We start from the raw sequence: 26,552 nt of genomic DNA, 5'->3' as shown, positions 1-26,552 counted from the left end.
GATAAGCGCAGGAGAGAGGGTTGATGCCTCTCACATTTTTCTCCCCGCCACGAGTGTGTGGCGGCGTATAGGCGGGGCGGCGACTATCGTTGATGCAGATAAAACGTGCCCGAAGAATCGGAAGGCCTAAAAACTTTTTATGAGTGCTGATACTAAGTTCCTCGCAGTGGAACAGCTGCAGCGTGTGCTGCTGCCGAAGCGCGGCGAGCCCCGCGATGTGCGGATGCTCTATCTGATCGAGTCGGAGCAAAACCCTGCCCGTGCCCGATGGGATAGCCGCACCGCAGTGACGATTCCCGAGGGCTGTGAGGTCTCCTTCCAGACCTATTTCAATGCCTTCCCCGCCAGCTACTGGCGCCGCTGGTCCCAGCTGGACTCCGTTGTGCTGCGCCTGGAGATGGACGGCGACGCGCGTATCGACGTCTACCGATCCAAGATTGATGGCGCCCGGATCGCCGTCAATGGCGGTCTCAGCGAGGGCGGCGTGATCGAGTTCGAATGCTCCCTCGCCCCCTTCGAGGACGGTGGCTGGCTCTGGTTCGATGTCACCAGCGATAGCGAGGTGACCATCACCAAGGCCGGCTGGTACGCCCCCTGCGCCCCACAACCGCAGGTGATGCCCGATGGCAGCACCGTTGGCCCCTTCGAGCCGCGCGTCACCGTGGGTATTCCCACCTTCAACCGCCCCGCCGATGCCGTGGCCGCCCTTGAGGCCCTGGCCTCTGATCCGGATGTGGATGCGGTGATTGATACCGTCATCATGCCCGATCAGGGGAATAAGCATCCCGCCGATGAGCCCGGCTATGCCGATGCCGTGGCCGCCTTTGGCGATCGTTTCTTCGAGTTCCGCCAGGGCAATCTCGGCGGCTCCGGCGGCTATTCCCGCATCATGTACGAGGCCCTCGGCGGGGCCGATGGCACGGGCGCGGCCGGCGAGAAGCAGTCGCCCTACATCCTCTACATGGATGATGACATCGCCATCGAACCCGACTCGGTGCTGCGCGCCCTGCAGGTGGCCCGCTACGCCACCTCCCCGATCCTCGTCGGCGGGCAGATGCTCAACCTGCAGGAACGCTCCCACCTGCACTCCATGGGCGAGGTGATCGACCGCTCCATCTTCATGTGGACCTCCGCTCCCTTTGTGCACTATGACCACGATTTCGCCAAGAACCCGCTGAGCGATCGCGGCGACTTCGGCGATAAGCCCGGCACCCCCCACTCCCGCGACCTGCACCGCCGCATCGATGTGGATTACAACGGCTGGTGGATGTGCATGATCCCGCGCGTGGTGGCCGAGGAGATCGGGCAGCCGCTGCCGCTGTTCATCAAGTGGGACGACGCCGAGTTCGGCCTGCGCGCCGGGGCCCATGGCTATCCCACCGCCACCTGGCCGGGCGTGGCCATCTGGCATATGGCCTGGTCCGATAAGGACGATGCCATCGACTGGCAGGCCTATTTCCACCTGCGTAATCGCCTGATCGTGGCCGCGTTGAATCATGAGGGGCCGGTGGACGGCATCATCAAGTCCATGCGCAAGGCCACCCTCAAGCACCTCATGTGCTTGGAGTATTCCACCGTGGCGATCCAGAACGAGGCCATGAAGGACTTCTTGGCCGGCCCGGAGCGGCTCTTCGATATCCTCGAGTCCTCGCTGCCGCGCATTCAGCAGATCCGCAAGGACTATCCCGATGCCGTGGTGCTGCCCACCGCCGCAGAGCTGCCCAAGGCCACCGGCATTCCGGGCGTGCCCACCCACGACATTGGCGGTCGTCTTGCACCGTTGAAGAAGGCCGTGTGGCTCGCCAAGGGCATTAAGCACTCGCTGTCCAAGGAAAACGACGACCACCACGAGGTGCCGCAGGCCAATCTCTCGCCGCTCGAGGCCCGCTGGTTCTCGCTGTCCCGCGTGGACGGCGCCACCGTGACCACCGCCGATGGTAGGGGAGTGGTGTATCGCAAGCGCGATCGCGCCAAGGCGAAGGCGCTATGGGAGGAATCCCGCAGCCTGCAGAAGGAAGTGGCCGAGCGCTTCGAGGAGCTGCGCACCCTCTACCGGGCGCACCACGAGGTGTTGACCTCGCGCGAGGCCTGGGGGAAGATTTTTGATGAGTAAGGCTGAAGCCGACATTTTGGTGGCCATCCAGCAGCGGCTTTTCGACGCCCCCTTGGTGCTTCCTTTCGCCCGCGGCATGTCCTTTTTCGGCGAGCATGCCGCCGGCTGGATGGGCTCGGGGCTGGTACTTGCCGCTGTCGATCGGCCCCGCCGCGCCCAATGGCTCGGGCTGAGCGCCGCCGCGTTCAGCTCCCATGCCGCGAGCGTCATTATTAAGCGCATCGTCCGGCGGCGACGACCACATGATGAGCGAATCCTAATTGGCGTGGGTACGCCCTCGCGCTTAAGCTTCCCTTCGTCGCATTCGACCTCCACCACCGCCGCGCTGGCCTATGCCGCCCATGTCACGGGCTCGCCCGCGCCGCTGGTCGGGGTGCCGCTCATGATGGCCTCGCGACTCGTTCTGGGGGTGCACTATCCCACGGATGTGGCCGCTGGTGCCGCCCTGGGCTGGCTCAGTGCAGAGCTGGTGGACACGCTGCTAGAGGACAAGCTGAAGGAGATAGTATGACGAGCACTGAGGCCCACGATGCTGGTCCCGCGGACCAGGACACCGGCCTGATTGGCTCAGAACCGCACACCCGCGGCTTGGACGTGGGCTCCCAGCATCAGCCGCCCCGCAACCTGCTGGATGGCATGATCAAGGCCTTGCGCCCGAAGCAGTGGGTGAAAAACGTGCTCGTGGTGGCCGCCCCCTTGGCTGCCGGTGTGGAGGCGTTCACCGTCACCACCTTCCGCGATATCGTGATCGCCTTCGCCGTGTTCTGCATGGCGGCCTCGTCGATCTATCTGGTCAATGACGCCCGCGATGTAGAGGCCGACCGCGAACACCCCATCAAGCGTTTCCGGCCCATCGCCGCCGGGGTACTGCCCGTGGGCGTGGCCTATGGCATGGCGCTCGTGCTCATCGCGGGCGCCGTGGGCGTCTCGCTGCTGGCGACCTCGGGGACGAACCTCGCCGTGGTGGTGTCTGTGTACATCGTGCTGCAGCTTGGCTACTGCTTTGGCTGGAAGCACCAGCCGGTGATCGATATTGCCTTGGTCTCCTCCGGATTCATGCTGCGCGCCATGGCCGGTGGCGTGGCCGCCAGTATCGCGCTCTCCCAGTGGTTCCTGCTGGTGGCTGCCTTCGGTTCGCTCTTCATGGCCGGCGGCAAGCGCTATGCCGAGTATCTGCTGGCGCAGGAGACCGGCGCAAAGATCCGCAAGTCCCTCCAGGGCTATACCCCCACCTATCTGCGTTTCGTCTGGCAGATGGCGGCCACTGCCGTGATCATCTTCTACGCCCTCTGGGGCTTCCAGATGGCGCAGGCCGCCGATGGCGATGGGGCGGTGTGGTACCAGATCTCTATGGTGCCCTTCACTGTGGCGATCATGCGCTATGCCTCGGATATCGACCGCGGCGAGGGCGGCGCCCCCGATGAGGTGGCCCTGCGGGATCGGCCGCTGCAAACCCTGGCCGTGCTGTGGATCCTGTGCATTGTTTTGGCCGTCTACTTAGCTCCAGGAACCCTCTAATAGGTGGGGTGCGAGACAGGGTCCTATCCTTAGCGTGAATTAGGGAAAATATCAGGGAGGCGCAGTATATCCCCGATATCTGCGCCCATGCGCGCGAGTGTCGCCTAGCTTAGGCGACACTTTTTTCTTGGGTATTCCCCTTTTTTATGGTGTAGCGTTTAGCTGTGTAACAAATGAGTCACGGTGATCGATTCACACTGTGGACGCGCTACCCCTATGCCCTCAGCAGGGGCGGGGACGTAGAGCGCCTGGCCGTCACGGGATGTGCTGGGTGTACGAATGACAGAGAGTTAAGACTTTTCTAGGAGAACCATGAATTATGCAGCCTCGCTGCGACGCAGTGGACGCACCATCGCCGCTGTGTTGCTGGCCCTCTGCACCGCGCTCGGCGTCATGGTGGCGACCAGCTCGAACGCCCAGGCCGGCAACCGCGACTGGCTGCGGCCGGACGCCACTGGAAAGTGCGAGTCGGAGGCGCACTCGATTCAACGGTGTGATGTCTACTCCCACGCTATGGGCCGCAACGTTCCAGTCCAGATTCAGCCTGCTGGCCGTGGCGGCAATGCAGGCCTGTACATGCTCGATGGCATGCGCGCTCTCGACACCGCCAATGCGTGGACCTTTGAGACTGAGGCACCGAGGCTGTTCCTGAATGACAACATCACCCTCGTGATGCCGGTGGGCGGCGCTGGTTCCTTCTATACCGACTGGCACGGCGATGCCACCGTTGATCCCCGAAACTACGTGAACTACAAGTGGGACACCTTCCTCTCGAAGGAGCTGCCGGACTACCTGGCTACTCATTTCGGTGTGGCGCGCCACAACAACGCTGTGATCGGCCTGTCCATGGGTGGAACCGCTGCCATGAACCTGGCCGCCAATCACCCAGATCGCTTCCGCCAGGTCGCGTCCTTCTCCGGTTATCTCACCCAGACCCTGCCGGGCATGGAGATTCTCCTTGGCCTCGCCCTGCTTGATGTGGGCGGTTACAACATCATGAACATGTATTCCTCCATGGCGGATCCGCGCCGGGTGGCGGAAGACCCCTTCATGAATATGGATAAGCTGCGCGCCAATGGCGCGAATGTCTACATCTCTGCTGCCTCCGGTATCCCGAATATCACCCGCAACTTGCCGCCGAACGTGATCGCTGCTGGCGGCCTGCTGGAGGCCAGCGCCCTTGCCTCCACCCGCATGTGGGAGGCTAAGGCCCGCACGGCCGGCCTGAACTTCACCACGAACTTCCCGCCCATCGGTATCCACGATTGGGCACAGTGGAACTTCCAGCTGCACCAGTCCGAGGGCTGGATCTTGGATGGCATGCGCGCCCGCTAAGCCCGCATAGCCACTGCGACAGCACCCGCCTCCCCGCACGAGTCACGCTCGGCAGGGAGGCGGTTTTTATATTCCCGGCGTGCGGTTTTTCGCTGCTGGTGGCGTGTCGCTGAACCTAAAGTCTAAAGTTATACTTAAACTTACATTCCAATGCGCACTCCGCGCGCGCCGGAGGAGGGGAACTTCCGGCTCCGCAGTGTGATGAATCCGAGCAGTTCGGCTCTCCGTTGGCTCCTCGCAGTCACGTGTGCCGCATTGCATGCTCGCGCTGTCGTTCGCGAGCTATCCACTCACTAGCACTAGGTTCCACCACGCCGCTTAAAGGAAAGCACATGTTCAACTCGACTTCTGCTCCTCGCACAGGTTCGTCGCGACGTTCCCTCAAGATTGCGCTCGCAGCCATCCCGACGTCGATCGCTCTTGCCGTCACCGTGCTGCCTCTGCCGCAAGCCCAGGCGCAGACGCCTGGCTCGAGCCTGAGCTCCTCTGGTTTCACCGACTCGCTGCGTCCAGAGGGCACCCCGTCGCGCACCCCGGTGCGCACCGAATTTCCCGAGATCAACGGGCTGCCCGAGGGTGTGAGCGTGGCGAAGGTGGAATACCTCAGCGATCGCCACATCAAGATCTATATCAACTCCGCGGCGATGCCGGGCGAGCCGATTCCGGTGCAGGTGCTGCTGGCCCGCGACTGGTACGCCAATCCCGACGCCACCTTCCCCTCGCTCTGGGCGCTCGATGGCATGCGCGCCCGCGATGACGAGTCCGGCTGGACGATCGAAACCGATATCGAGCAGTTCTATGCCGACAAGAACATCAACGTAGTGATGCCGGTAGGCGGCGAGTCCTCCTTCTACTCCGACTGGCTCGAGCCGGACAAGGGCAAGCACTACATGTGGGAGACCTTCCTCACCCAGGAGATGGCCGCGGTGCTCAAGGAGGGCTTCCGGACCAATGATCAGCGCGCCGTGGTGGGTCTGTCGATGGGCGGCACCGGTGCCTTCAACCTGGCACAGCACCGCCCGGATCTCTTCCGCTTCGCCGGATCCTTCTCCGGATACCTGGACACCACCACGACCGGCATGCCGGAGGCTATTACCGCCGCCATGACGGATGCCGGCGGCTATAACGCCGCCAAGATGTGGGGCCCCTTCTATAGCCAGGCGTGGATCGACCACGATCCCAAGCTGGGGATCGAGGCCATGAAGGACATGAAGGTCTATGTCTCCGCTGGGTCGGGACGCGCCAGCAACCCCGCCGATCAGCAGAACTACGCCGGTCAGGGGCTTGAGGTGCTCTCGCGCTTGAGCTCCCAGACCTTCGTGAACAAGGCCAAGCAGGCCGATGTGGGCGTGATCGTCCGCTTCCGTGACTCCGGGGTGCACGCATGGCCCTACTGGCAGTTCGAGATGAAAAACGCCTGGCCGCACATCGCCGATGCACTCGGCATGAAAAAGGAGGATCGCGGCATCGAGTGCATCACCCAGGGCGCCATTGGCGAGGTGACCAAGTCCGGCCGCTGGGGCGACTGCGTCACCAACGAATACCCGGTGGCCGGCGGTGTGGCCCAGGACTTCCGTGATGGCCGCGCCTACTGGTCCGAAAAGACCGGTGCTTGGGTGCTCAACGGCCGCATTAGCGCCCGCTACTCCGAGATCGGTGGCCCCAGCTCCTGGCTGGGCTTCCCGAAGACGCACGAGCGCACCACCCCAGACAAGGTCGGCTGCTATAACCACTTCGAGAATGGCTCGATCTACTGGACCCCGGACACCGGGGCGGTGGCCGTGCCCGCCGATATTGTGCGCGAATGGGGCGAGAGCGACTACGAGAGGGGTCGCCTCGGCTACCCGACCGCAGCGCCGGTGGCCGTGGGCGAGGGCCTGATGCAGCAATTCCAGGGCGGCGTTATTGCCCGCACCCCGGATAATCGCACCGTCACCGTGATCGGCGCGATTGCGCAGAAGCTCAAGGATTCCGGACTGGGCGATGCCGGCATCGGCACCCCGATTGCGGCCGAGCGCCTCATCCCCGGCGGCGCCCTGCAGGAGTTCGAGGGCGGCGTGATCTACTGGAGCCCCAAGACCGGCGCCAAGATCATCAAGAATGGCCCGATCCGCGACTACTGGACCCAGCAGAAGTGGGAGACCGGCCCGCTCGGCTGGCCCACCAGCGACACCGAGGACATCCCGGCCGGTGGGCAGCGTCAGCAGTTCGAGGGTGGCACCCTTGAGGCTGTCAACGGCACCATTGTGAAGAAATAAGCGATGAAGGAAGGGCGGACCCCCATGCTGAAGCGTGCGGTTCTATGCGTGGCGGCTCTCAGTGTGCTCTCTGGCTGTGGCTCCTCAACCTCGGAGGCACCCGAGGAGCCCAAGGTAGAGTCTCTGCACCGCGAGCAGTCCACACAGGACAAGGACAAGAAGTCCAGTGAGCCGAGCTCGCCCACCGAGGAGGCTCCGGCGGATCAGAGTGCGCGGGAGATCGAGTCGATCCCGGGCGCTGAGCCGGGAGACCCCAAGGAGGTCGAGTTCTTCGAAGAACTCAAGGGCGTCGATGTCAATGGGGTGGAGGACCAACTGGTGGCCACTGCCCAAGAGGTGTGCGAAGAGGGGCGCGATTCCGTGCTGCTCAACGCGGTCGCGGGGCAGCTGGATCAGCAGGGTCGCAGCGAGCTCAACGTTGAGCAGCTGGCGGACCGCATTGCGGATGCCGCCGAGAAGGCGTACTGCTAGAGCTCATGAAAAAGCTCCTCACAATCCTTGCCGTCGTGGTCATGCTCGGCGTCATTCTGGTGGGTGTGGGCGATTGGCTCACGAGCAATCCCCAGAACTCCGGGCAGCAGGCAGCGTCGGATGGCGATGCCGCAGATCCCGATGGTTGCCCCCGTGTGGAGTTCATCTCCGCCCCGGGCACATGGGAGTCGAGCGCGGATGATGACCCCGCGAATCCCACCGCCAATGAGCGCTCCTTCATGCTCACCATCTCGCGGCCTCTCGCCGAGGCCTATAGCGAGCAGGAGGTGAAGGTCTGGACCCTGCCCTATACGGCCCAGTTCCGCAATATCAATGCGCTGACGGAGATGAGCTATGACGATTCCCGTACCGAGGGCATCGACCGGCTCAACGCCGAACTGGTGGCCACTCATCAGCAGTGCCCGAATACCGAGTTCATCCTCGCCGGATTTTCCCAGGGTGCGGTGATCGTGGGCGATATCGTCTCCGATATCGGCAATGGTCGCGGCGTCATCCCCGCCGATCGCATCAAGGGCGCGGCGCTGATCGCCGATGGCCGCCGCGAGCCGGGGGTGGGCGTGGTGCCCGGTACTCAGGTCGGCGGCGTGGGCGCGGAGATCGCCCTGCATCCGCTCAACGCCGTGGTGCAGCCTATTGTGCCGGGAGCCACCATGCGGGGCAGCCGAGCCGGGGGCTTCGGCGAGCTCAACGATCGCGTCATGGATGTCTGTGCCCCCGATGATCCGATCTGCGACGCGCCACGCGATGTGCGCAATGCTCTCGAGCGGGCGCAAGCCATGCTGGAGGTCAATGGGGTGCACGCATGGTACGCCCAGAACGAATATGTGGTGCCTGGTACCACCGCCGATAAGTGGACGGTGCAGTGGGCCAAGGAGCTCATCGGATAGAACAGCCGCGGTGGCTCGCGCAGCGGCGACAGGGACGGTTCATCCGCCCGTGTCGCCGCTTTTTGAATTTTTGCGCCACAAAGTAATAGTCTGGTAGCCGTACTTGACAATAGTCACATAAGCACCACGCGGACACAGCGCGTGCATCATCGACAGGGGTAATGCCAATGGATCTCAACGCAGTGTTGGGCAAGTTTTTTGATAGCGAAGGCAATATCGTTCTGCCTCCCATGCTGAGCTTGGCGGGGCTGGCCGAGATGTCCTATCAAGCTGGGGCTGCCCAGGGCGATGGCGACCGCGTGTGCCTGAGCTATTGGGACTTTAGCGCCAGCCGCGAGGGCGAGCTGGTTACCTACACGCGTTCCCAGATCAACACCCGCATCAAGGCCGTGGCCGCGCGGCTGCAGCAGGTGAGCGAGCGCGGTGATCGGGTGGCCATCATGGCCAATAACAGCCCCGAGTACATCTTTGGCTTCCTCGGAGCGCTCTATGCGGGCACGGTGCCCGTGCCGCTCTACGATCCCAATGAGCCGGGCCACTCCGAGCACCTGCAGGCCGTCTTCGCTGATTGCGAGCCGCGCATCGTGCTCAGCAATAAGCGCACCGCCGCCGCCGTCCGCGGTTTCTTTGCCGAGCTGCCCGGCAGCGAGCGCCCGCGCGTGCTCACCGTGGACGCGCTGCCGGATTCCACGGCCGCCAAATACGTCAACCCCATGTCCGATCCGCAGGCCATGGCCGCCCGGGCGATGCTGCCGCTGGATATGCCCGCGTTTCTGCAGTACACCTCCGGCTCCACCCGCACCCCGGCGGGTGTGGTGCTGAGCAACCGCTCCATTCTCACCAATGTGCTGCAAATCTTCCGCGCCGTGGACATCAAGTTCCCGCTGCGCCTGTCCACCTGGCTGCCGCTGCACCACGACATGGGCATCATCTTGGCTATCTTCGTCACCATTCTGGGCCTGCCCCAAGAGCTGATGTCTCCCCGCGACTTCGTGCAGCGCCCCTCCCGCTGGCTCAACCAGCTCAGCCGCCGCGAGGGCGATCAGCACGTCTACACGGTGGCCCCCAACTTCGCCCTGGAACTGGCCGCCCGCTACACCGAGGGGGCAGAGGATCTGGATCTCTCCGCCGTGGAGGGCCTGATCTGCGGCTCCGAGCCGGTCACCGAGGCCGCCGTGGAGTCCTTCCTCAGCGCCTTCGAGCCGCAGGGCTTCCGCCGTTCGGCGCTGCGCCCCTCCTATGGCCTGGCCGAGGCATCGCTCATGGTCACCACACCGCAGCGCGGGAATTGCCCGGTCATCAGCCACTTCGATCGCCAGGCCCTGTCCGAGGGACGGGCGGAGATCCGCGAGAAGTCGGAGACCACCGTGGCCTTCGCCTCCAATGGCGAGGCCGTGCCGACGCAGCTCTGCACCATCGTCGACCCCGAGACCCGCACCGAGCTGCCTGATGGTCAGATCGGCGAGATCTGGGCGCATGGTGACAATATGGCCCAAGGCTATTTGGATCGCCCCGATGATACTGTGGCCACCTTCCGCAATAAGCTGGCCGCGAAGCTCGAGGAGTCCCGCGTGCCCACCGCTCCAGAGGACGGCTATTGGATGGCCACCGGCGACTTGGGCGTGATGTTCGACGGCGAGCTCTATATCACCGGCCGGCTCAAGGACCTCATCGTGATTGCGGGCCGTAACCACTACCCGCAGGACATTGAATACACGGTGGCGTCGGCAAGCGAGCATGTGCGCCCCAACTGCGTGGCTGCCTTCGCCATCGAGGGCGATGACGTGGAGAAGCTCGTGATTCTCGCGGAGCGCGATCTCTCGGCCGAGGAAGACGGCGATGAGCAGGCTATTCAGGATATCCGCGCCGCCGTGGTGCAGGGCCATGGCGTGCAACCGCACGAGGTACGCATCCTGCCGCCGGAGGGCATCGCCCGTTCTTCGAGCGGAAAGATCGCGCGCAAGGTGAGCCAGCGCCAGTATCTAGCAACTATTTAGTAACATAACGGTAACGGCCGCATTCTGGCGGCTTCTCTCCGCGGGTATCGCGGCGAACGCTGTTACTGTGGCCCTCCACCGGGATTCAGTGTGTTCCACCGGATCATGGGTGTGAGGGCCGTTTTCTGTCGTAGTTAGGTGAGTTGTGAACGAGAACCAGGGTCAAGGTCCTACCTCCGTGAACGAGCTGTCGGCGTGGCTGACACGCTGGGTAGCCGAGAACACTGAGCTATCCGTGGACGACGTGGACGTGGATACGCCCATGCAATCGTTCGGGCTCTCCTCCCGCGATGTGGTGATTCTCTCCGGCGAGCTGGAGAGCCTCACCGGGGTGCAGCTCGACGCCACGGTCGCGTATCAGCACCCAACTATTCGGGCGCTGGCGGAGTTCGTCTCCGGCGGTGGGGCACACGCCCCGGCCCCGAGCTCCGCCCCGGCCGCGTCGCGCCTGCAGGGTGGCATGCTCACCCCGGGCACGCACGATATCGCCATCGTCGGTGTGGCCGCTCGTATGCCGGGCGCGTCCTCCGCGGCGGAAATGTGGGAGCGGGTAGTCGACGGCGAGGTCATGACCGGCGATCTGCCGCTGGGCCGCTGGTCCGAATACGCCGCCGATGAGGTCACCCAGGCCCGCTTGAGCAAGGTGCCTACCACGGGCGGCTATCTCGATGACATTCAGAGCTTCGACGCCGAGTTCTTTGGCCTGTCTCCCGTGGAGGCCGCCAATATGGACCCGCAGCAGCGCCTCACCCTCGAACTCACCTGGGAGGCGCTGGAGCACGCCGGCATTCCCGCAAACACGCTGCGCGGCACCCGCACCGGCGTGTACATGGGCTCGTCTAATAATGACTACGGCATGCTGGTCTCCGCCGACCCCAATGAGATGCACCCCTATGCGCTCACCGGCACGGCCAGCTCCATCGTGCCGAACCGCGTCTCCTATGCCTTCGACTTCCACGGCCCCTCGGTGAGCGTGGACACTGCGTGTTCCTCCTCGCTGGTCGCCGTGCACCAAGCGGTGCGCGATTTGCGCGCCGGGGAAGCCGATACCGCCATCGCTGGCGGCGTGAACGTGCTGGCTGCGCCCTTTGTCTCTATCGCCTTCGGCGAGCTGGGCGTGATCTCGGAAGAGGGGATCAAGGCCTTCTCCGATGATGCCAAGGGCATCGTGCGCTCCGATGGGGCGGGGGTGCTGGTGCTCAAGCGTGTCGACGACGCGCTCGCGGCCGGCGATTCCATCTTGGCCGTGATTAAGGGCTCGGCGGTGAACTCTGATGGCCGCTCGAATGGGCTGACCGCCCCGAACCCGGAAGCCCAGGTGGATGTGCTGCGTCGCGCCTATGCCGATGCCCAGGTGGATCCGGCCGCAGTGGATTATGTGGAGGCCCACGGCACCGGCACCATCCTCGGTGATCCCATCGAGGCCCAGGCCCTCGGCGCGGTCTTGGGAGCGCAGCGCGGCAACGCCGAACCGCTGCTGCTGGGCTCCGCAAAGACCAACTTTGGCCATACCGAGTCCGCGGCGGGTGCTGCGGGCATGATCAAAGTGGTGCTGAGCATGATGCACGATACGGTGCCGCCGCTGGCGGGCTTTAGCTCGCCCAACCGCTATATCAACTTTGACGCCGATCATCTCGAAGCCGTGGAGGATCCGCGGGAGTGGCCCGAGTACTCCGGCCATAAACTGGCCGGTGTGTCCGGTTTTGGCTTCGGCGGCACCAATGCCCATGTGGTGGTCTCTGAGTTCCTCGCCGCAGATTATGAGCAGCCGCGCCCCGTGCAGCAGCCGCAGCTCGGCGGCGAGGGCGCGCTGGTGACCGTCTCTGGGCTGGTGCCCTCGCGCCGCAAGGCGGCCGCCGCCGCTCTAGTGGAGTGGATGGAGGCCCACCCCGAGGCCACGCCGGTGGAGATCTCTCGTGCCACCGCCAAGCGCAATCATGGCCGCTCCCGGGCCGCCGTGGTGGCGCAGGATCGCGAGGAATTGCAGAAGCGACTGAGCTTGGTCGCGGAAGGCAAGAAGTCGCACGGTATCGCCGTGGCGGATGCCCCCGCCCAGAACGGCCCGGTATTCGTCTACTCCGGTTTTGGTTCGCAGCATCGCAAGATGGCCAAGGATCTCTTCACCTCCTCCTCGATATTCGCGGCGCGTATTCGCGAGCTGGATGAGATCATTCGTTTCGAGTCCGGCTGGTCGCTGGAGGAGCTCATCCTCAGCGACGAGCTGAACTATGACACCGAGACCGCGCAGGTGGGCATCACCGCCATCCAGATCGCGCTCACCGACTACATGGCTGAGCTGGGGGTGAAACCAGCGGCCGTGATGGGCATGTCCATGGGCGAGATCGCCGCCGCCTATGCGGCCGGTGGCCTCAGCGCCGCCGATGCCATGCTGATCGCCTGCCACCGCTCCCGCCTCATGGGTGAGGGCGAGCGCTCCCTGCCCGAGGACGAGCTCGGCGCCATGGCCTTGGTGGAGACCGCCTCCGATGATCTCCCCGAGGGGATCGAGCCGGCCGTCTATGCCGGCCCCGGCATGACCACCGTCGGCGGGCCGCGCGAGGCCGTCACCGCCTTCGTGGAGCAGCTGGAATCCGAGGGTAAGTTCGCCCGCCTGCTCAACGTCAAGGGCGCCGGTCACACCAGTGCGCTGGATCCGATCTTGGGCGAGCTCTATGCAGAGATCGCCCCCATCGAGCCGCAGCCGATATCCATTCCGCTATTCAGCTCGGTGGAGCGCGGCCGCGTCTACACCCCGGGCGAGGTGGTGCACGGTGCTGACTACTGGGTCACCTGCACCCGCCACTCGGTGTGGTTCCAGGACGCCACCGAGCAGGCTTTTGCGCATGGCTATGAGACCCTGGTGGAGATCTCTCCGAACCCGGTGGCGCTCATGCCGATGATGAATACTGCCTTCTCGGTCGCTAAACCGGATGCGCAGCTCTTGTTCCTGCTCAAGCGCAAGGTTCCGGCGGCGGATTCGCTGCGAGAGACCCTCGCCAAGCTCTATGTCCAGGGCCAGCCGGTGAATGCTTCTGTGCTCTTCGGCGATGGCCCCTGCTCGGAGCTTCCCACCATGCGCTGGAAGAAGCAGCGTTATTGGACGGCTGCCCGCCCGGCCGGCGGTTCGCCGCAGCTGCCCGGCTCCAAGGTGGTTCTTCCCGACGGGACGGTCGCTTTTTCCACTCAGGCGGATCTGGTCCCCAGCTCCCATGCGCTTATCGACGCCGCCGCCCAGGCCCTCCTGCCCGGTGCCCAGGTCGTGCTCGTCGAGGATCGCAACCCGCTGGCGCCCACCGGTGAGATCACCACCACGGCCTCCACCTCTCTTGGCGGCGTGGATGTGCGCGTCTACTCCATCTCCGGCAGGGAGAGCACGCTGGTAGCGGAGGGCTTCGCCGCTGCCCCGAGCATCGCCGAGGCCACCACCGCCAACCCCGGCCCGGCGGCTCCGGCTGCCGGCGCGGCTGCAGCCACCCCGCCCCCTGGGGTGGAGGATGCGGAATTCGGTGTGCAGGTCTGGGATCCCGCCTCTGGGGAAACCGTGGAGGAGCGACTGCGCATGATCGTCTCGGAGTCGATGGGCTATGACTTGGAAGACCTGCCCGCCGAGCTGCCCCTGATTGATCTCGGCCTCGATTCCCTCATGGGTATGCGCATCAAGAATCGCATCGAGCACGATTTCCAGATTCCGCCGCTGCAGGTGCAGGCGCTGCGCGATGCCTCCGTGGCCGATGTGGTGCAGATCGTCACCGAGAAGGTGCACAGCCGCGACACCGCCGCAGAGGCCACATCAGAGAGCACTGCGGCACCCGCGGCCGAGCAGCAGCCCGCGGCCGCACCGGAGACCGCCGAGCAGGATGCTGCCGCGCCAGAGGACGACGTCGATAAGCGACTCAGCGAGGAGAGTAACGGCGTGGGTGTCGCCCCGCGTGACGCCTCGGAGCGCCTCGTCTTTGCTACCTGGGCCACCATTACGGGCCGGGCGGCGCGGGGTGTGACGAGCGCGCTGCCGGAAATCAGCGAGGAACAGGCAGAACAAATGGCGGCCCGGCTCACTGAGCGGTGCGGCGTGGACGTCTCCGCGGATGCGGTGCGCGCGGCCGAGAGCCTGGAAACGCTGGCCAACCTGGTGCGCGAGGGGCTCGAAACCGAGGTGGAGGGCACTATTCGGGTGCTGCGGGAACGCCCCGAGGGCTCCACATCCCCGGCGCTGTTCATGTTCCACCCGGCGGGTGGCTCCTCGGTGGTGTACCAGCCGCTGATGCGTCGCCTGCCGGAGGAGGTTCCGGTCTATGGCGTGGAGCGGCTCGAGGGAAGTTTCGCGGAGCGTGCCGCGGAATATGTGGACGATATCGTTGCTCGGGCGGATGGTCACCCGATTGTGCTGGGCGGCTGGAGCTTCGGCGGGGCGCTGGCCATGGAGGTCGCCCGCCAGCTGCAGGGCACGGCGAATGAGCCCAAGCTGGTGGCGCTATTGGATACGGTGCAGCCCTCGGAGAAGGTGCCGGACACCCTGGAGGAGACCAAGGCGCGCTGGGGTCGTTATGCGGCCTTCGCCAAGAAAACCTATGGCATCGACTTCCCCGTGCCCTATGACTTGCTGGAGTCCGCCGGCGAGGAGGCGCTGCTGGGAATGCTCACGGAATTCCTCGCCACCACCGATGCCAGCGAGCACGGTTTGAGTGCCGGGGTGCTGGAGCATCAGCGGGCCAGCTTTGTGGATAACCGCATCCTCGATCAGGTGGATTTCCACACCTGGGCGGAGGTGCAGTGCCCGGTAGTGCTCTTCCGCGCGGAGCGGATGCACGATGGCGCAATCGAGTTAGAGCCACGCTACGCGTCGATTGACGAAGATGGCGGATGGTCGAGTATCGTTGATGAGTTAGAAATTGTGCACCTCAAGGGCGATCACCTCGCAGTGGTGGATGAGCCCGAGATTGCAAAGGTGGGCTCATATCTGAGCCGCCGCATAGTTGAACTCGAGTAGCAAGAGGATAAACGATAGTGAATCCGATGACCACGGCTGAGAAGCTCGCTGATCTGCGCCAACGCCTGGAAAAGGCGCAGGATCCCGGCAGTGAGCGTTCTCGCCGTAAGCGCGACGAGGCAGGTTTGACCACGCCGCGCCAGCGCATCGCTCGGCTGCTGGACGCCGGCTCCTTCGTGGAGGTCGGCGCCTTGGGCCGGACCCCAGACGAGGCGGATGCTCCCTACTCGGACGGCGTGGTCACCGGCTATGGCCGCATTGATGGCCGCACCGTGGCGATTTACGCCCACGATAAGACCGTCTATGGCGGTTCGGTGGGCGTGACCTTCGGCCGCAAGGTGTGCGAGATCATGGACATGGCCATCAAGATTGGCTGCCCAGTGATTGGTATTCAGGATTCCGGCGGCGCCCGCATTCAGGACGCCGTGACCTCGCTGGCCATGTACTCCGAGATTGCCCGCCGCCAAATGCCGCTCTCGGGCCGTTCCCCGCAGATCTCCATCATGATGGGCAAGTGCGCCGGCGGCGCCGTCTACGCCCCGGTCACCACCGACTTCGTGGTGGCGGTGGAGGATCGTGCCGAAATGTATGTCACCGGCCCCGCAGTGATCAAGGAGGTCACCGGCGAGGAGATCACCTCCGCCGAGCTGGGCGGTGCCCGCGAGCAGGAGCTCAACGGCAATGTCTCCTATGTGGCGTCCTCGGAAGACGAGGCCTTCGCCTATGTGCAGGACCTCATGGCGCATCTGCCCATGACCTGCTTCGATGAGGCGCCGGAGTTCTGGGCGCCCGCCGATGAGGACGTGGCCCAGGCCAGCGAGCTCGATCTGTTTATGCCGGATGATACGAACGCCGGCTACAACATGCAGGAGCTGCTGCCGAAGCTGCTCGATAGCGATGATGTGCTGGAGATTCAGGAGAATTTCGCGCCCAATATCATCACCGCCTTCGGCCGCATCGATGGCAAGTCGGTGGGCATTGTGGCCAATAATCCGCTGCACTATGCGGGCTGTATTGATGCCGATGCCTCCGATAAGGCCACCCGCTTCATCCGCATTTGCGATGCCTACAATATTCCGCTGCTCTTCGTGGTGGATACCCCCGGCTACCTGCCCGGGGTGCAGCAGGAGAAGGTGGGCTTGATCCACCGTGGCGCCAAGCTGCCCTTCGCATTGGTGGAGGCCAGCGTGCCCAAGGTCTCGTTGATTGTGCGCAAGGCCTATGGCGGCGCCTATGCGGCGATGGGGTCGAAGAACCTTTCCGGCGATATCAACCTTGCCTGGCCCACCGCCCAGATCGCGGTGATGGGTGCGGCCGCCGCGGCGGTGATGATTCAGGGCAAGAAGCTGGCGCAGATGCCGGAGGAGCAGCGCGCCTATATGAAGAAGCTGTTCATGGACTTCTATGACGAGAACATGACTAGCCCCTATGTGGCGGCTGAGCGTGGCTATGTGGATGCCATGATTGAACCCAATACCACCCGCGTGGCGCTGCGCCAGGCGTTCCGCCAGCTCGCCACGAAGCAGGTGGAGGATCTGCCGAAGAAGCACACCATTATTCCGATGTAGCAGGGCGCTTATCGACGCCCACTCGCACCCCATCTCCCGCCACGTCAGGGAGGTGGGGTGCCGGCGTTGTTGTGCCGCTGGGTGCTAGATGGCGGCGTTGCCTTTGTTCATGCGGGCCGCCACCAGGCGCCAGCCGAGCAGCAGCACCAGCGACATCACCGAGGCGACGATGATGAAGGACCAGTGCGGTAGCGCGCCGTGGCGCAGTCCCCAGATTCCCAGCCCGGCGATGACGCTGCACAGCCAGACGCTGATGCCGGCGGGGGCGATGCGCCATGGCTCGAGGGCTGCGAGGTAGATGACGCCCCATGCTAGGAGGGTGCCGATGAGGAAGGGCCAGGCGGTATCAGCCACCCCGGCGGCACTGAGCGGCATCGTGTCGCTCTGGTGGGCGATACGGGCAAGGAGAGCAAAGAGAACGATGGCGAGGACATCGCCGAGAAAATATCGAGCCATAGGCTCTAATCTACTGACCCACCCGCAGGATCGGCATTTCTCCCGCGGGCCACGGGGTCTTGGTGTTCTTTGACCTCGGGGCGCGGGTGGAGCCCACGGCTGGAGAAGCCGAAGAAGTAGATGATCCAGCCGAGGATGGTGATGAGTCCGAGGCTGATGAGTCGGTAAATAAACACCGCGGAGAAGGCCTGGGCGGCGGTCATGCCGGTGGCCACGAGCGTGCCCATCATGGCCGCCTCCACCGGCCCGAGGCCGCCGGGGGTGACCTGCACGGTGCCGGCGATCTTGGCGGTCACAAAAGCGAGCGCTATGCCAGCAATGGTGGTTTTGTTCTCGCCGCCATAGATATCGGGCAGCTGATAGGTCACCGCCCATACCGCCCCGACGAGCGTGACAATATCGAAGACCCAGTTGAGGAAAGACATGCTGGCCGCGTAAAGGAAAGTACCGAACCCCATGTGGGCGGCCTTGAGCTGATCGATGTGATGGTTAATCGATAGCGATGTGCGGGAGCTCAGCGGCCGGAGGAGACGTTTGAGCGTATCCGGGTTAGAGGAGGCCCAATAGGTGAGCGCGGATAGCGCCAAGAGCACCGCCAGCGTGAGCAGCAACGAGCCCAAGGACAGCGAGGCGCCGAGGAAGATAATGGCGATCACGCCGAGCGCCACCAGCCACAGCGTAGACAGGGTAGAGGAGAGCACCAAGAACCACGTGCTGATGGCGGGGCCGGCGCCCCAGCTGTTCATGATTTGATACTGCAGCACCGTGGCAAAAGCTGGTCCACCGGGAAAGGAGGTGGACCAGGCATTGGAGCCGAAGGTGAGGGCATTGGCTTGGAGCCGGGACGCGTGTACCTTCCCGGCCCGCATAAACACATACATCACCTCGGCCATGGCCACGAGGGCCAGAATGGAGCTGATAATGGCCAGGGCCATGCCGCGGCCGGCCATATCGTCGAGCTCCATGAAGCCTTCCGCGATAAAGGGCAGCTTATCGCGGAAGATAATGAGCACAATCCCGAGCACCACCAGCGGGAACAGCCAACGAACCCAAGGGTTGCGCAGGATCTGCAGCATTAGTCTCCCTTCGTCGCGGGCCCGCGACCATGCTCGCCCTGTTGTTCTCTCTCGAGGCGGGCCATGAGGTCATGGAAGGGGATGAGTTGATTAGTGTCCTCGGCGGGGGTGCCACTACGCACCGTGAGATCCTCTGGATAGACCTCGACGTTGCTAGGCTCCTCTGCCTCAGCGTAGTCGCTCTGCTGCGCAGTGGTCGGTGCCACGGCGGCGAGCGGCTCCTTACCGTGGCCGACGAATTCGGAGGCCCGCTGCACCCAGCGCGGCGCCCACCAGCAGTCCTCGCGCAGCAGGTGCATGACAGCGGGCACGAGGAACATGCGCACGATGGTGGCGTCGAGAAGCAATGCAGCGATCATGCCGAAGGCGATGTACTTCATCATCACAATGTCCGAGAAGCCGAAGGCGCCGCAGACCACGATCATGATGAGCGCCGCGGCCGTGATGATGGAGCCGGTGTGCGCGGTGCCATAGCGAATCGCCTGGTCGGTGGTGGCGCCGCGTTTGCGGGATTCCACCATGCGGGAGACCAAGAAGACCTCATAGTCGGTGGATAGGCCGTAGACGATGGCGGAGATGAGCACCAGGATCGGGCTCATCAGCGGGCCGGGGGTGAAGTTGAAGAGATCGGCGCCGAGGCCATCGACGAACATCCAGGTGAGCACACCCAAGGTGGTGCCGAGGGTGAGGATGGTCATGATGACGGCCTTGGCCGGCAGGATGATCGAACCGAAGACGATGCTCATGAGGATGAAGGTGGCGGCGATGATATACACCGCCATCCACGGCAGCCGGTCAAAGAGCGCCTCGATGGACTCGATCTCAAGTGCTGGGGTGCCGCCGATGTAGACCTCCACGCCGTCGGGGGTGTCAATATCGCGGAGCTGATCCACCACGGCTTTGTTCTGCGAACGGTTCTCAATACCGGCCGAGAGGACAGTGGTGCCATTCTCGGTGGGGGAGGAGGGGGTAAAGCGCCCCGTGAGCCCCTGTACCTGGTTGGCCTGCTGGTAGATATTCACCAGCGCGGCATTATCAGCGCCGGTCACCACCAGCTTGATGGGCTCGGTGCGGTACTGCGGGAAGTTCTGATCAAAGCTGGCCTGGGTTTGGCGCACATCATTGGTCGGCGGCAGATAGGTTTCATTGATGCCACCGAAGCTCACCCCGCCCAAGGGGATGGTCAAGGCGATGAGCAGCGCGGTGATGCCGAAGGTCACCATCTTGGCGCGCTTCATGGACCAGCCGGCGATACGCGCCCACACCGAGGTTTCGATGTCCTCTTTCCGCTTGGATACCGAGCGCACCCGCAGCTTATTGATATTGGGGCCGAGCATGCCGAAGATCGAGGGCAGCACCGTGATGGAGAGCAGCGCCGCCAGACCCACCGCGGAGATAGCGCCATAGGCGATGGACTTGAGGAAGGCCTGGGGAAAGACCAGCAGCCCCGATAGGGCCACCGCCACCATGGCCGCGGAGAACACCACGGTCTGCCCCGCCGTGGCGGTGGTGATGGCCACCGCGGAGCGCACATCGCGCCCAGCATCCAATTCTTCGCGGAAACGGGAGACCATGAACAGCCCATAGTCGATAGCCAGCCCCAGCCCGAGCAGGGTCACCACGGACATGGCAAATACGTTCACTTGGGTGAACTCGGCGAGCACGCTGAGCACGCCCAGCGAGCCGAAGATGGAGAGAATACCCACGATCAGCGGCATGACCGCGGCGATCAGCGAGCCGAAGACGATGAGCAGCAACAAGCCCACCAGGGGCAGTGCCACCAGCTCGGCGCGTTTGATATCGCCGGCCATGCCCTTATCGAGGGCATCGGCGATGGCCGTGGCGCCGGCCACGTCCACGCGGACATCGTCGTTGAGCATATGCGCCGGCGGGGTGAAGTCCTCGCCCACGGCGCGGAAATCCTTCAGGGTTTGTTCCCCATCGCCCTGTAATCCGATGGCCGCGAAGGCCAGCCGTTTATCGGCCGTGGCCAGCTGGTCATTGCGGTTATCGAAGTAGCTCGTGACATGCGATATCTGCCCCGAATGCTGCTCCTGCAGGCGGGCGAGGAAGTCGCGGGCCTGCTCCACCGTGGCGGGATCGTCCAGGGGGCGATCGCCGATGGATTCGAAGAGCAGGATCACATCGCCGTTGTTATCGCGGCCGAAGGTGTCCAGCTCGATCTGGGCAGCCTGGGTTGAGCTGGAGCCGGGATCATCCCAGCCCTCCTGGCTCATCCGGTCCTCCAGCTTGGTGCCGGCCAGCGCGTAGAGCGCAAGGATCACCAGCACGATCACCGCTGGGACGATGCGCCGGAAACGATAGGACAGCAGTCCCCACTTGTAGAACATGGTGTAGCTCCTCGTCTATCCCCGCGGCCTAGTGCGGCTTGGAATTCAGCAGCGCACGCAGCGGACGGAAGGGCAGCAGCCACGCGCCATCCTCGGGAAGGTTGTCCAAGGTGATGCGCGGCAGGGGCTCGAGGAAGACGCCGTCAATATCCTCGAGATCAACAAAACGCAGTGACTCCGAGGCGGTCGCCCACGAGCAGTGCTCGTGGAAGCCCAGTACGGTCACCGGCACCCCGGTGGCGGCGATCCGCTCGAGAGTGTCTTGGAAATTGCGGCCATCGGCGCTGGCCACCACGAGTCCCTTGAGTACGCCCTCTGCTTCTCGACGCTCAATATGGCGGATCATATCGGGATCCACATCGGAATCCTCCGCCGTTTTAGGCTTCGCGAATACCGCGAAACCCATATTGCGCATCGCATCCACCCAGGGACGCACGGCCTCGGCGGCGTCGGGGGAGACATTGGTGAAGACGGTGGCCTCAGGATCGATGGCGGGATCGATGGTGGCGGCCTCGTTGATCAGCCAGCGGCCCACCGCATCGAAGCGGGGGCGCTGGGCGCCGGAAGGACGGCCACCGAGCAGCGCGCCGAGCCCCATATCGAGGTTCGGTCCGTCCCACACCAGCAGCATATTGGCCGGGCCGACGCGCCCCGAATCGTCATAGCGGTGGTGCAGTTCCACGAAATCACTCATGGCCTAGATCTCCTTCGGGGTAGCGTCGTCACGCTTGCGCCACAGATATTCACGAATCACGTGGCTTTTATCGAGGCCCTTGCCCTCGAACTTGGTAATAACTTGCCGGTCAGTGAGCTGAGGGCATTCAGCCCATGGCCACCCCATGTACTCTAGTGCGGGCTCGACCTCGACCAGCTCATCGATCCACTCGGCGTAGTCGGCGTGGTCGGTGGCCACGTGCAGTACTCCGCCCGGCTTGAGGCGGGAGGCGATGAGGTGCAGCGGCCCGGATTGGATGATGCGGCGCTTGTGGTGCCGCGCCTTGGGCCACGGATCCGGAAAGTAGATGCGTACCCCGTCGAGGGAGGCAGGCGCGATCATGCGGTTGAGTACCTCGATGCCGTCGCCGCGCACCATGCGGATATTGTCGATGCCCTCGCGGACGACGCTGCCGAGCAGCTTCGCCAGCCCGGGCTTATAGAGCTCCACGGCGATGATATTGGTGTCCGCCTCGAGCGGGGCCATCGCTGCGGTGGAGGTGCCGGTGCCGGAGCCGATCTCCACGATGGTGCGTGCCTCGCGGCCGAACCAGGTGGTGGGATCGATGCGCTCATCAGAGAGCACAGTGCCCAAGCGGGGCCAGTGCTCCTCCATGAGGGCCTGTTGATTATCGGTGAGAGTGCCGCGGCGGAAGCTCACCGAGCCGAGCCGCGGATAGTCCAAGCCATCGTCGAAATCGGATTGGAGCGGGCGACCGCCCGGCAGGTCGCCGACGGCACGGTCGCGGCCAGCATCATTGCGCGGTGCGGGGGAAGACGGAGTCGCTGCGGAGGTGGTGTGACCACCTACAGCGCGAGAATCAGAATTATCACTAGTAGACACTTGAGACATTCTTCCAAGTGGATGGGTAAAAGTTCAATAATAGCTAGTGTCCGTCCGGTCATGGTCTGGGGTAGTTATATCGAGTAAATACCCCCAAAGTGGGGCGAGGCCCCTCCGCATAAGGTGTGACTTATGCCCAAAAGCTCACTGAAAGAGGTGTTCGTTCCAGCGAATATTCGTAGCTTTTCTCAAAAGCGATCCAAAACACGGGTTCAGCATGCAGGCACTTCATTAATCTTGGTAGTGAAAGTCTGTCGAGTGATGCACATGTCTGGAGAAGCGATGACCGCTATCAAAGGCCTTGAAGGCCCCGCCCCTACCAAGAATGAAGAACTGCTCACCTGGATCGCTGAGGCTGTCGATCTCTTCCAGCCCGATCGTGTGGTGTTCGCTGATGGTTCTCAGGACGAGTGGGACCGACTCGCCGCCGAGCTCGTGGAAGCGGGTACCCTGATCAAGCTGAACGAGGAGAAGCGCCCCAATAGCTACCTCGCTCGCTCGAACCCCGATGACGTTGCTCGCGTGGAATCCCGCACCTTCATCTGCTCGCACAGCGAGGAGGGTGCCGGCCCCACCAATAACTGGGCCGACCCGGTGAAGATGCGCGAGGAAATGCTGGAGCAGTACAAGGGCTCCATGAAGGGCCGCACCATGTACGTGGTGCCGTTCTGCATGGGTCCGATCGATGATCCCAGCCCGAAGCTGGGCGTGCAGCTGACCGACTCCGCCTATGTGGTCATGTCCATGCGCATCATGACCCGCATGGGTCAGGAAGCCCTAGACAAGATCGGCGAGAATGGCGATTTCGTCCACTGCTTCCACTCCGTGGGTGCGCCGCTGGAGGAGGGCCAGGAGGACGTGCCGTGGCCCTGCAATGACACCAAGTACATCACCCAGTTCCCGGAGACTAAGGAGATTTGGTCCTACGGCTCCGGCTATGGCGGCAACGCCATCCTGGCCAAGAAGTGCTACGCCCTGCGCATCGCTTCGGTGATGGCCCAGGAAGAGGGCTGGATGGCCGAGCACATGCTCATCCTCAAGCTCAACTCCCCGGAGGGCAAGTCCTACTACGTGGCTGCCGCCTTCCCCTCCGCCTGCGGTAAGACCAACCTGGCCATGATCGAGCCCACCCTTGAGGGCTGGAGCGCCGAGGTGGTCGGCGATGACATCGCGTGGCTGCACTTCGGTGAGGATGGTCGCCTCTACGCCGTGAACCCGGAGAATGGTTTCTTCGGCGTGGCCCCGGGCACCAACTACTCCTCCAACCCCAACGCCATGCGCACCATGGAGCCGGGCAACACCCTGTTCACCAACGTTGCGCTCACCGACGACGGCGATGTGTGGTGGGAAGGCTTGGAGAACAAGCCCGATCACGCCATCGACTGGTTGGGTAATGAGTGGACCCCGGATTCCGAGCAGCCCTCCTCCCACCCGAACTCCCGCTACTGCGTGCCGATCTCGCAGTGCCCGGTGGCCGCCAAGGAGTTCAACGACTGGCAGGGTGTGCCGATCGACGCCATCCTCTTCGGTGGCCGTCGCCCCGACACCGTGCCGCTGGTAACCCAGGCACACAACTGGGATCACGCCACCATGATTGGTGCGCTCCTCTCCTCCGGTCAGACCGCCGCCTCCGCCGAGGCAAAGGTCGGCTCCCTGCGCCACGACCCGATGGCCATGCTGCCCTTCATCGGCTACAACGCCGGTGACTACCTGCAGCACTGGATTGACATGGGCACCAAGGGCGGCGACAAGATGCCGTCTGTGTTCCTGGTCAACTGGTTCCGTCGCGGCGACGATGGCCGCTTCCTCTGGCCCGGCTTCGGCGAGAACTCTCGTGTGCTCAAGTGGATCATCGATCGCATCGAGGGACGCGTGGGCGCCACCGAGACCGTGGTGGGCCACACCGCCAAGGTGGAGGACATCGACCTCACCGGCCTGGACACCCCGGTCGCCGATGTGGAAGAGGCACTGAGCGCCCCCGCCGAGCAGTGGGAGGGCGATCTGGCCGATAACGAGGCATGGCTGGAGAAGCTCGGCCCCAAGGTTCCGGCCGAGGTGCATGAGCAGTTCGCCGCTCTGAAGAAGCGTATTGCCGACGCCAAGTAGTCTCCTCCTCTGAGACAGACCTGTTCTGCCCGGTCCCGATCGAGCACCGTTGTTTCCCCTCGCGTCTGAGGGGAAGACGGGCTGCGGGGTCGGGCAGTCGGCGTATCTGCGTCCGCCGCGGCCGCGCGCGGCGCCGGTGCACTGTCGTTGCGCGCCCGCCTGCCGCGGGGTGTATTCCTTCGCTAAACTATCCGAGAGAATATAACTTCGCCTGGATAAAACGGAATGGACGTGCAACGTATATGCCAAGCGCTCAGCGACGGGATGCCCCGCGACGGGGTCGGCAGTTAGCGTCCTCGCGCGGCGTACGGGGCACAGCTAGTACACGTGACGCAGCTGGTGCACGTGGCGCCGGCGTTAGTGCTGGCGATACGACGGGCGAGTGGGAGCGGACCCTCAAGGGCCCACCGCTCGGTCGGCATTCCCGCGCCCAGCACAGCGAAGGGTTGTTTCCGCCGCGAGTATGGGTGGTGGCTGCGGTATTCGCGGTACTGACCCTGTGGCTCTTCCGCCGCTCCGGCTATCCGGACGATTTGGCCTCGTGGTGGATTGCGGCCTCGCTCGTGGCAGACGGGCAGGCCCATGCGATTTACGCGGTCGATACCACTGACTTTGCGTCATATACCGGCGAGGCGTGGGCGCAGCAGGCGGAACTCATCCGCGATGTCTCGCCCTATCCGCACCCCTATGTGCATATTCCTTTAGTGGCCTATGTGCTCTCGCCGCTCACCCACATCATGTCCTTTTCCACCTTCGCCACCCTGGGCTCGGCAATCAGCGGCGCCTGCATTGTGGTGATCGTGGCGGCCAGTATCAGCCTTTTTACCCGTTCGGCGCCGTCGACCTCCGCCCTGTGGCTCGGCAGCGTGGCGCTGTGGCTGTGCGCGGCAAGCCAGATGAGTATCACGCTCGGGCAGTCCTCACCTTTTATCTATGCCACCATCGCGATGGCGTTGGCGCTCTCGGAACGCCGCCCCGTGATCGCGGGAGTGCTCATTGGTATCGCGGCGCTCATCAAGATCACCCCAGTCGCGTTGATCGTGGTGCTCGTGGGTTTCGCATCGCGGCGCCGCGCGGGGCTGGTGGGCCTGGCCGTGGTGTCTGCGGGCGCGGTGCTGACCCTGCTGCTGGTGGACAATGCCGTCATCACGGCGTGGCGAGACACGATCGCGTGGATGAACTCCCACACCTTGGCGGTGCCCATCAATGCCTCCCTCGATTCGCTCTTTGCCGAGCGCACCACCCTAGAGGTGCAGGTGGAGGCCGTTCCCGGCACCCCGGCCGCGGCGACCGTGCTCAATGGCCTCTATGTGCTGCTCGTGGGCCTTGGCCTCGTGCTGCTCATGGGCACCCAGTCGCGCTATAAGTGTGAAATCTCGGCAGTGGCGATTCTGCTGGTGGCCACCTCGGTATCCGGTGTGGTGTGGTTGCACTATGGTCTGGTGGCATTTCTGCCGATTGCCGGAGTGCTCATTCTGCACCGCCGCTACTGGGTACTCGGTGTCTTGCTGCTGGCCTATCAGCCACTCGGCGGGCATTTCGTAGATATGGACACCACCCCGGGGGCGCTGCAATGGGCGCCGTTGGCGCTGCTGGTGATTCCCACGGTGCTGCTGGTAGTGGGCGAGATCATGCGTAGCGAGGGGGTATCCTTCCGCTCGGTGTGGCGCGGGATGCTCGCCGAGATCGGCGGCCGCCCCGCACCCGCTCCTGCATCCGCGGCCACGCCCGTGCCTGCAGCCGCACCGACGCCGAGACCCAGCGCCGCGCGCCCTAGTGCTAGCCGCCCGCGCTATCGGCGTAGCGGCCGGCCTGCGGAGTCGCCCCCGCGCCGCGCCCGGCGCTAAACT

General features: G+C 64.0%; 16 protein-coding genes and 2 pseudogenes. 12 read left to right on the top strand and 6 right to left on the bottom strand.

Annotated elements, in window-relative coordinates; all coding sequences use genetic code 11:
* The first annotated feature begins 139 nt into the window (after nt 1-139).
* The 10 genes from KR227_RS07115 to KR227_RS07070 all read left to right on the top strand — a co-directional run bounded on the left by KR227_RS07115 (nt 140) and on the right by KR227_RS07070 (nt 17,155).
* Nucleotides 140-2,113: a glycosyltransferase gene (locus tag KR227_RS07115; protein ID WP_218364646.1), complete on the top strand. Its 1,974-nt coding sequence runs from the start codon at nt 140-142 to the stop codon at nt 2,111-2,113.
* Nucleotides 2,106-2,624 carry a phosphatase PAP2 family protein gene (locus KR227_RS07110; RefSeq protein ID WP_218364644.1) on the top strand — a complete coding sequence of 173 codons (519 nt, stop codon included), beginning with the start codon at nt 2,106-2,108 and terminating at the stop codon, nt 2,622-2,624. Before KR227_RS07115 ends, KR227_RS07110 begins: the two co-directional genes overlap by 8 nt.
* Nucleotides 2,621-3,631 carry a decaprenyl-phosphate phosphoribosyltransferase gene (locus tag KR227_RS07105; protein WP_218364642.1) on the top strand — a complete coding sequence of 337 codons (1,011 nt, stop codon included), beginning with the start codon at nt 2,621-2,623 and terminating at the stop codon, nt 3,629-3,631. The genes KR227_RS07110 and KR227_RS07105 overlap by 4 nt, the downstream gene beginning before the upstream one ends.
* Nucleotides 3,632-3,943: 312 nt before the next feature.
* Complete coding sequence (locus tag KR227_RS07100; RefSeq protein WP_218364640.1) at nt 3,944-4,966, top strand: alpha/beta hydrolase family protein; 1,023 nt, start codon at nt 3,944-3,946, stop codon at nt 4,964-4,966.
* Between the two features lie 332 nt (nt 4,967-5,298).
* Nucleotides 5,299-7,224, top strand: coding sequence for an alpha/beta hydrolase-fold protein (locus KR227_RS07095; protein ID WP_218364638.1), 1,926 nt, complete (start codon nt 5,299-5,301; stop codon nt 7,222-7,224).
* Nucleotides 7,225-7,248: 24 nt separating this feature from the next.
* Complete coding sequence (locus KR227_RS07090) at nt 7,249-7,695, top strand: hypothetical protein (protein WP_218364637.1); 447 nt, start codon at nt 7,249-7,251, stop codon at nt 7,693-7,695.
* Between the two features lie 5 nt (nt 7,696-7,700).
* Nucleotides 7,701-8,603, top strand: coding sequence for a cutinase family protein (locus tag KR227_RS07085; RefSeq protein WP_218364634.1), 903 nt, complete (start codon nt 7,701-7,703; stop codon nt 8,601-8,603).
* 167 nt (nt 8,604-8,770) lie between these two features.
* The gene (locus KR227_RS07080) at nt 8,771-10,600 is read left to right on the top strand and encodes a FadD32-like long-chain-fatty-acid--AMP ligase (protein ID WP_218364632.1); all 1,830 of its coding nucleotides are present in this window, start codon (nt 8,771-8,773) and stop codon (nt 10,598-10,600) included.
* Between the two features lie 145 nt (nt 10,601-10,745).
* Entirely contained in the window at nt 10,746-15,587 is a 4,842-nt protein-coding gene (locus KR227_RS07075; protein ID WP_218364630.1) for a type I polyketide synthase, read from the top strand.
* 26 nt (nt 15,588-15,613) lie between these two features.
* Nucleotides 15,614-17,155 (top strand): acyl-CoA carboxylase subunit beta, encoded by a 1,542-nt coding sequence (locus KR227_RS07070; RefSeq protein ID WP_218364885.1) that lies wholly within the window; start codon nt 15,614-15,616, stop codon nt 17,153-17,155.
* 84 nt (nt 17,156-17,239) lie between these two features.
* Here KR227_RS07070 and KR227_RS07065 read toward each other — a convergent pair whose 3' ends face one another.
* The 6 genes and pseudogenes from KR227_RS07065 to trmB form a co-directional block, all read right to left on the bottom strand.
* A complete protein-coding gene (locus KR227_RS07065; RefSeq protein ID WP_218364629.1) occupies nt 17,240-17,611 on the bottom strand; it encodes a DUF3054 domain-containing protein in 372 nt (123 codons plus the stop codon).
* A 5-nt stretch (nt 17,612-17,616) separates the two neighbouring features.
* Complete coding sequence (locus KR227_RS07060; RefSeq protein ID WP_218364628.1) at nt 17,617-18,687, bottom strand: YbhN family protein; 1,071 nt, start codon at nt 18,685-18,687, stop codon at nt 17,617-17,619.
* Between the two features lie 202 nt (nt 18,688-18,889).
* Nucleotides 18,890-19,931, bottom strand: a pseudogene (locus tag KR227_RS10920) (MMPL family transporter); the annotation flags it as partial.
* A gap of 74 nt (nt 19,932-20,005) precedes the next feature.
* Nucleotides 20,006-21,038: pseudogene (locus tag KR227_RS10915) on the bottom strand (MMPL family transporter); the annotation flags it as partial.
* Between the two features lie 28 nt (nt 21,039-21,066).
* Entirely contained in the window at nt 21,067-21,732 is a 666-nt protein-coding gene (locus tag KR227_RS07050; RefSeq protein ID WP_218364626.1) for an NYN domain-containing protein, read from the bottom strand.
* Nucleotides 21,733-21,735: 3 nt separating this feature from the next.
* Nucleotides 21,736-22,605 (bottom strand): tRNA (guanosine(46)-N7)-methyltransferase TrmB, encoded by an 870-nt coding sequence (gene trmB, locus KR227_RS07045; protein ID WP_255549186.1) that lies wholly within the window; start codon nt 22,603-22,605, stop codon nt 21,736-21,738.
* A 273-nt stretch (nt 22,606-22,878) separates the two neighbouring features.
* Here trmB and KR227_RS07040 point away from each other — a divergent pair, with 273 nt between their 5' ends.
* Together KR227_RS07040 and KR227_RS07035 are read left to right on the top strand one after the other, a co-directional pair.
* Complete coding sequence (locus tag KR227_RS07040) at nt 22,879-24,702, top strand: phosphoenolpyruvate carboxykinase (GTP) (protein WP_218364883.1); 1,824 nt, start codon at nt 22,879-22,881, stop codon at nt 24,700-24,702.
* A gap of 470 nt (nt 24,703-25,172) precedes the next feature.
* The gene (locus KR227_RS07035; RefSeq protein WP_218364625.1) at nt 25,173-26,549 is read left to right on the top strand and encodes a glycosyltransferase family 87 protein; all 1,377 of its coding nucleotides are present in this window, start codon (nt 25,173-25,175) and stop codon (nt 26,547-26,549) included.
* Nucleotides 26,550-26,552: the final 3 nt, after the last annotated feature.

This window comes from Corynebacterium sp. TAE3-ERU30 (assembly GCF_019209925.1).
Lineage (GTDB): Bacteria > Actinomycetota > Actinomycetes > Mycobacteriales > Mycobacteriaceae > Corynebacterium > Corynebacterium megadyptis.
Note: the sequence above shows the minus strand (reverse complement) of the source record. Positions and strands in the feature narration are given on the sequence as shown.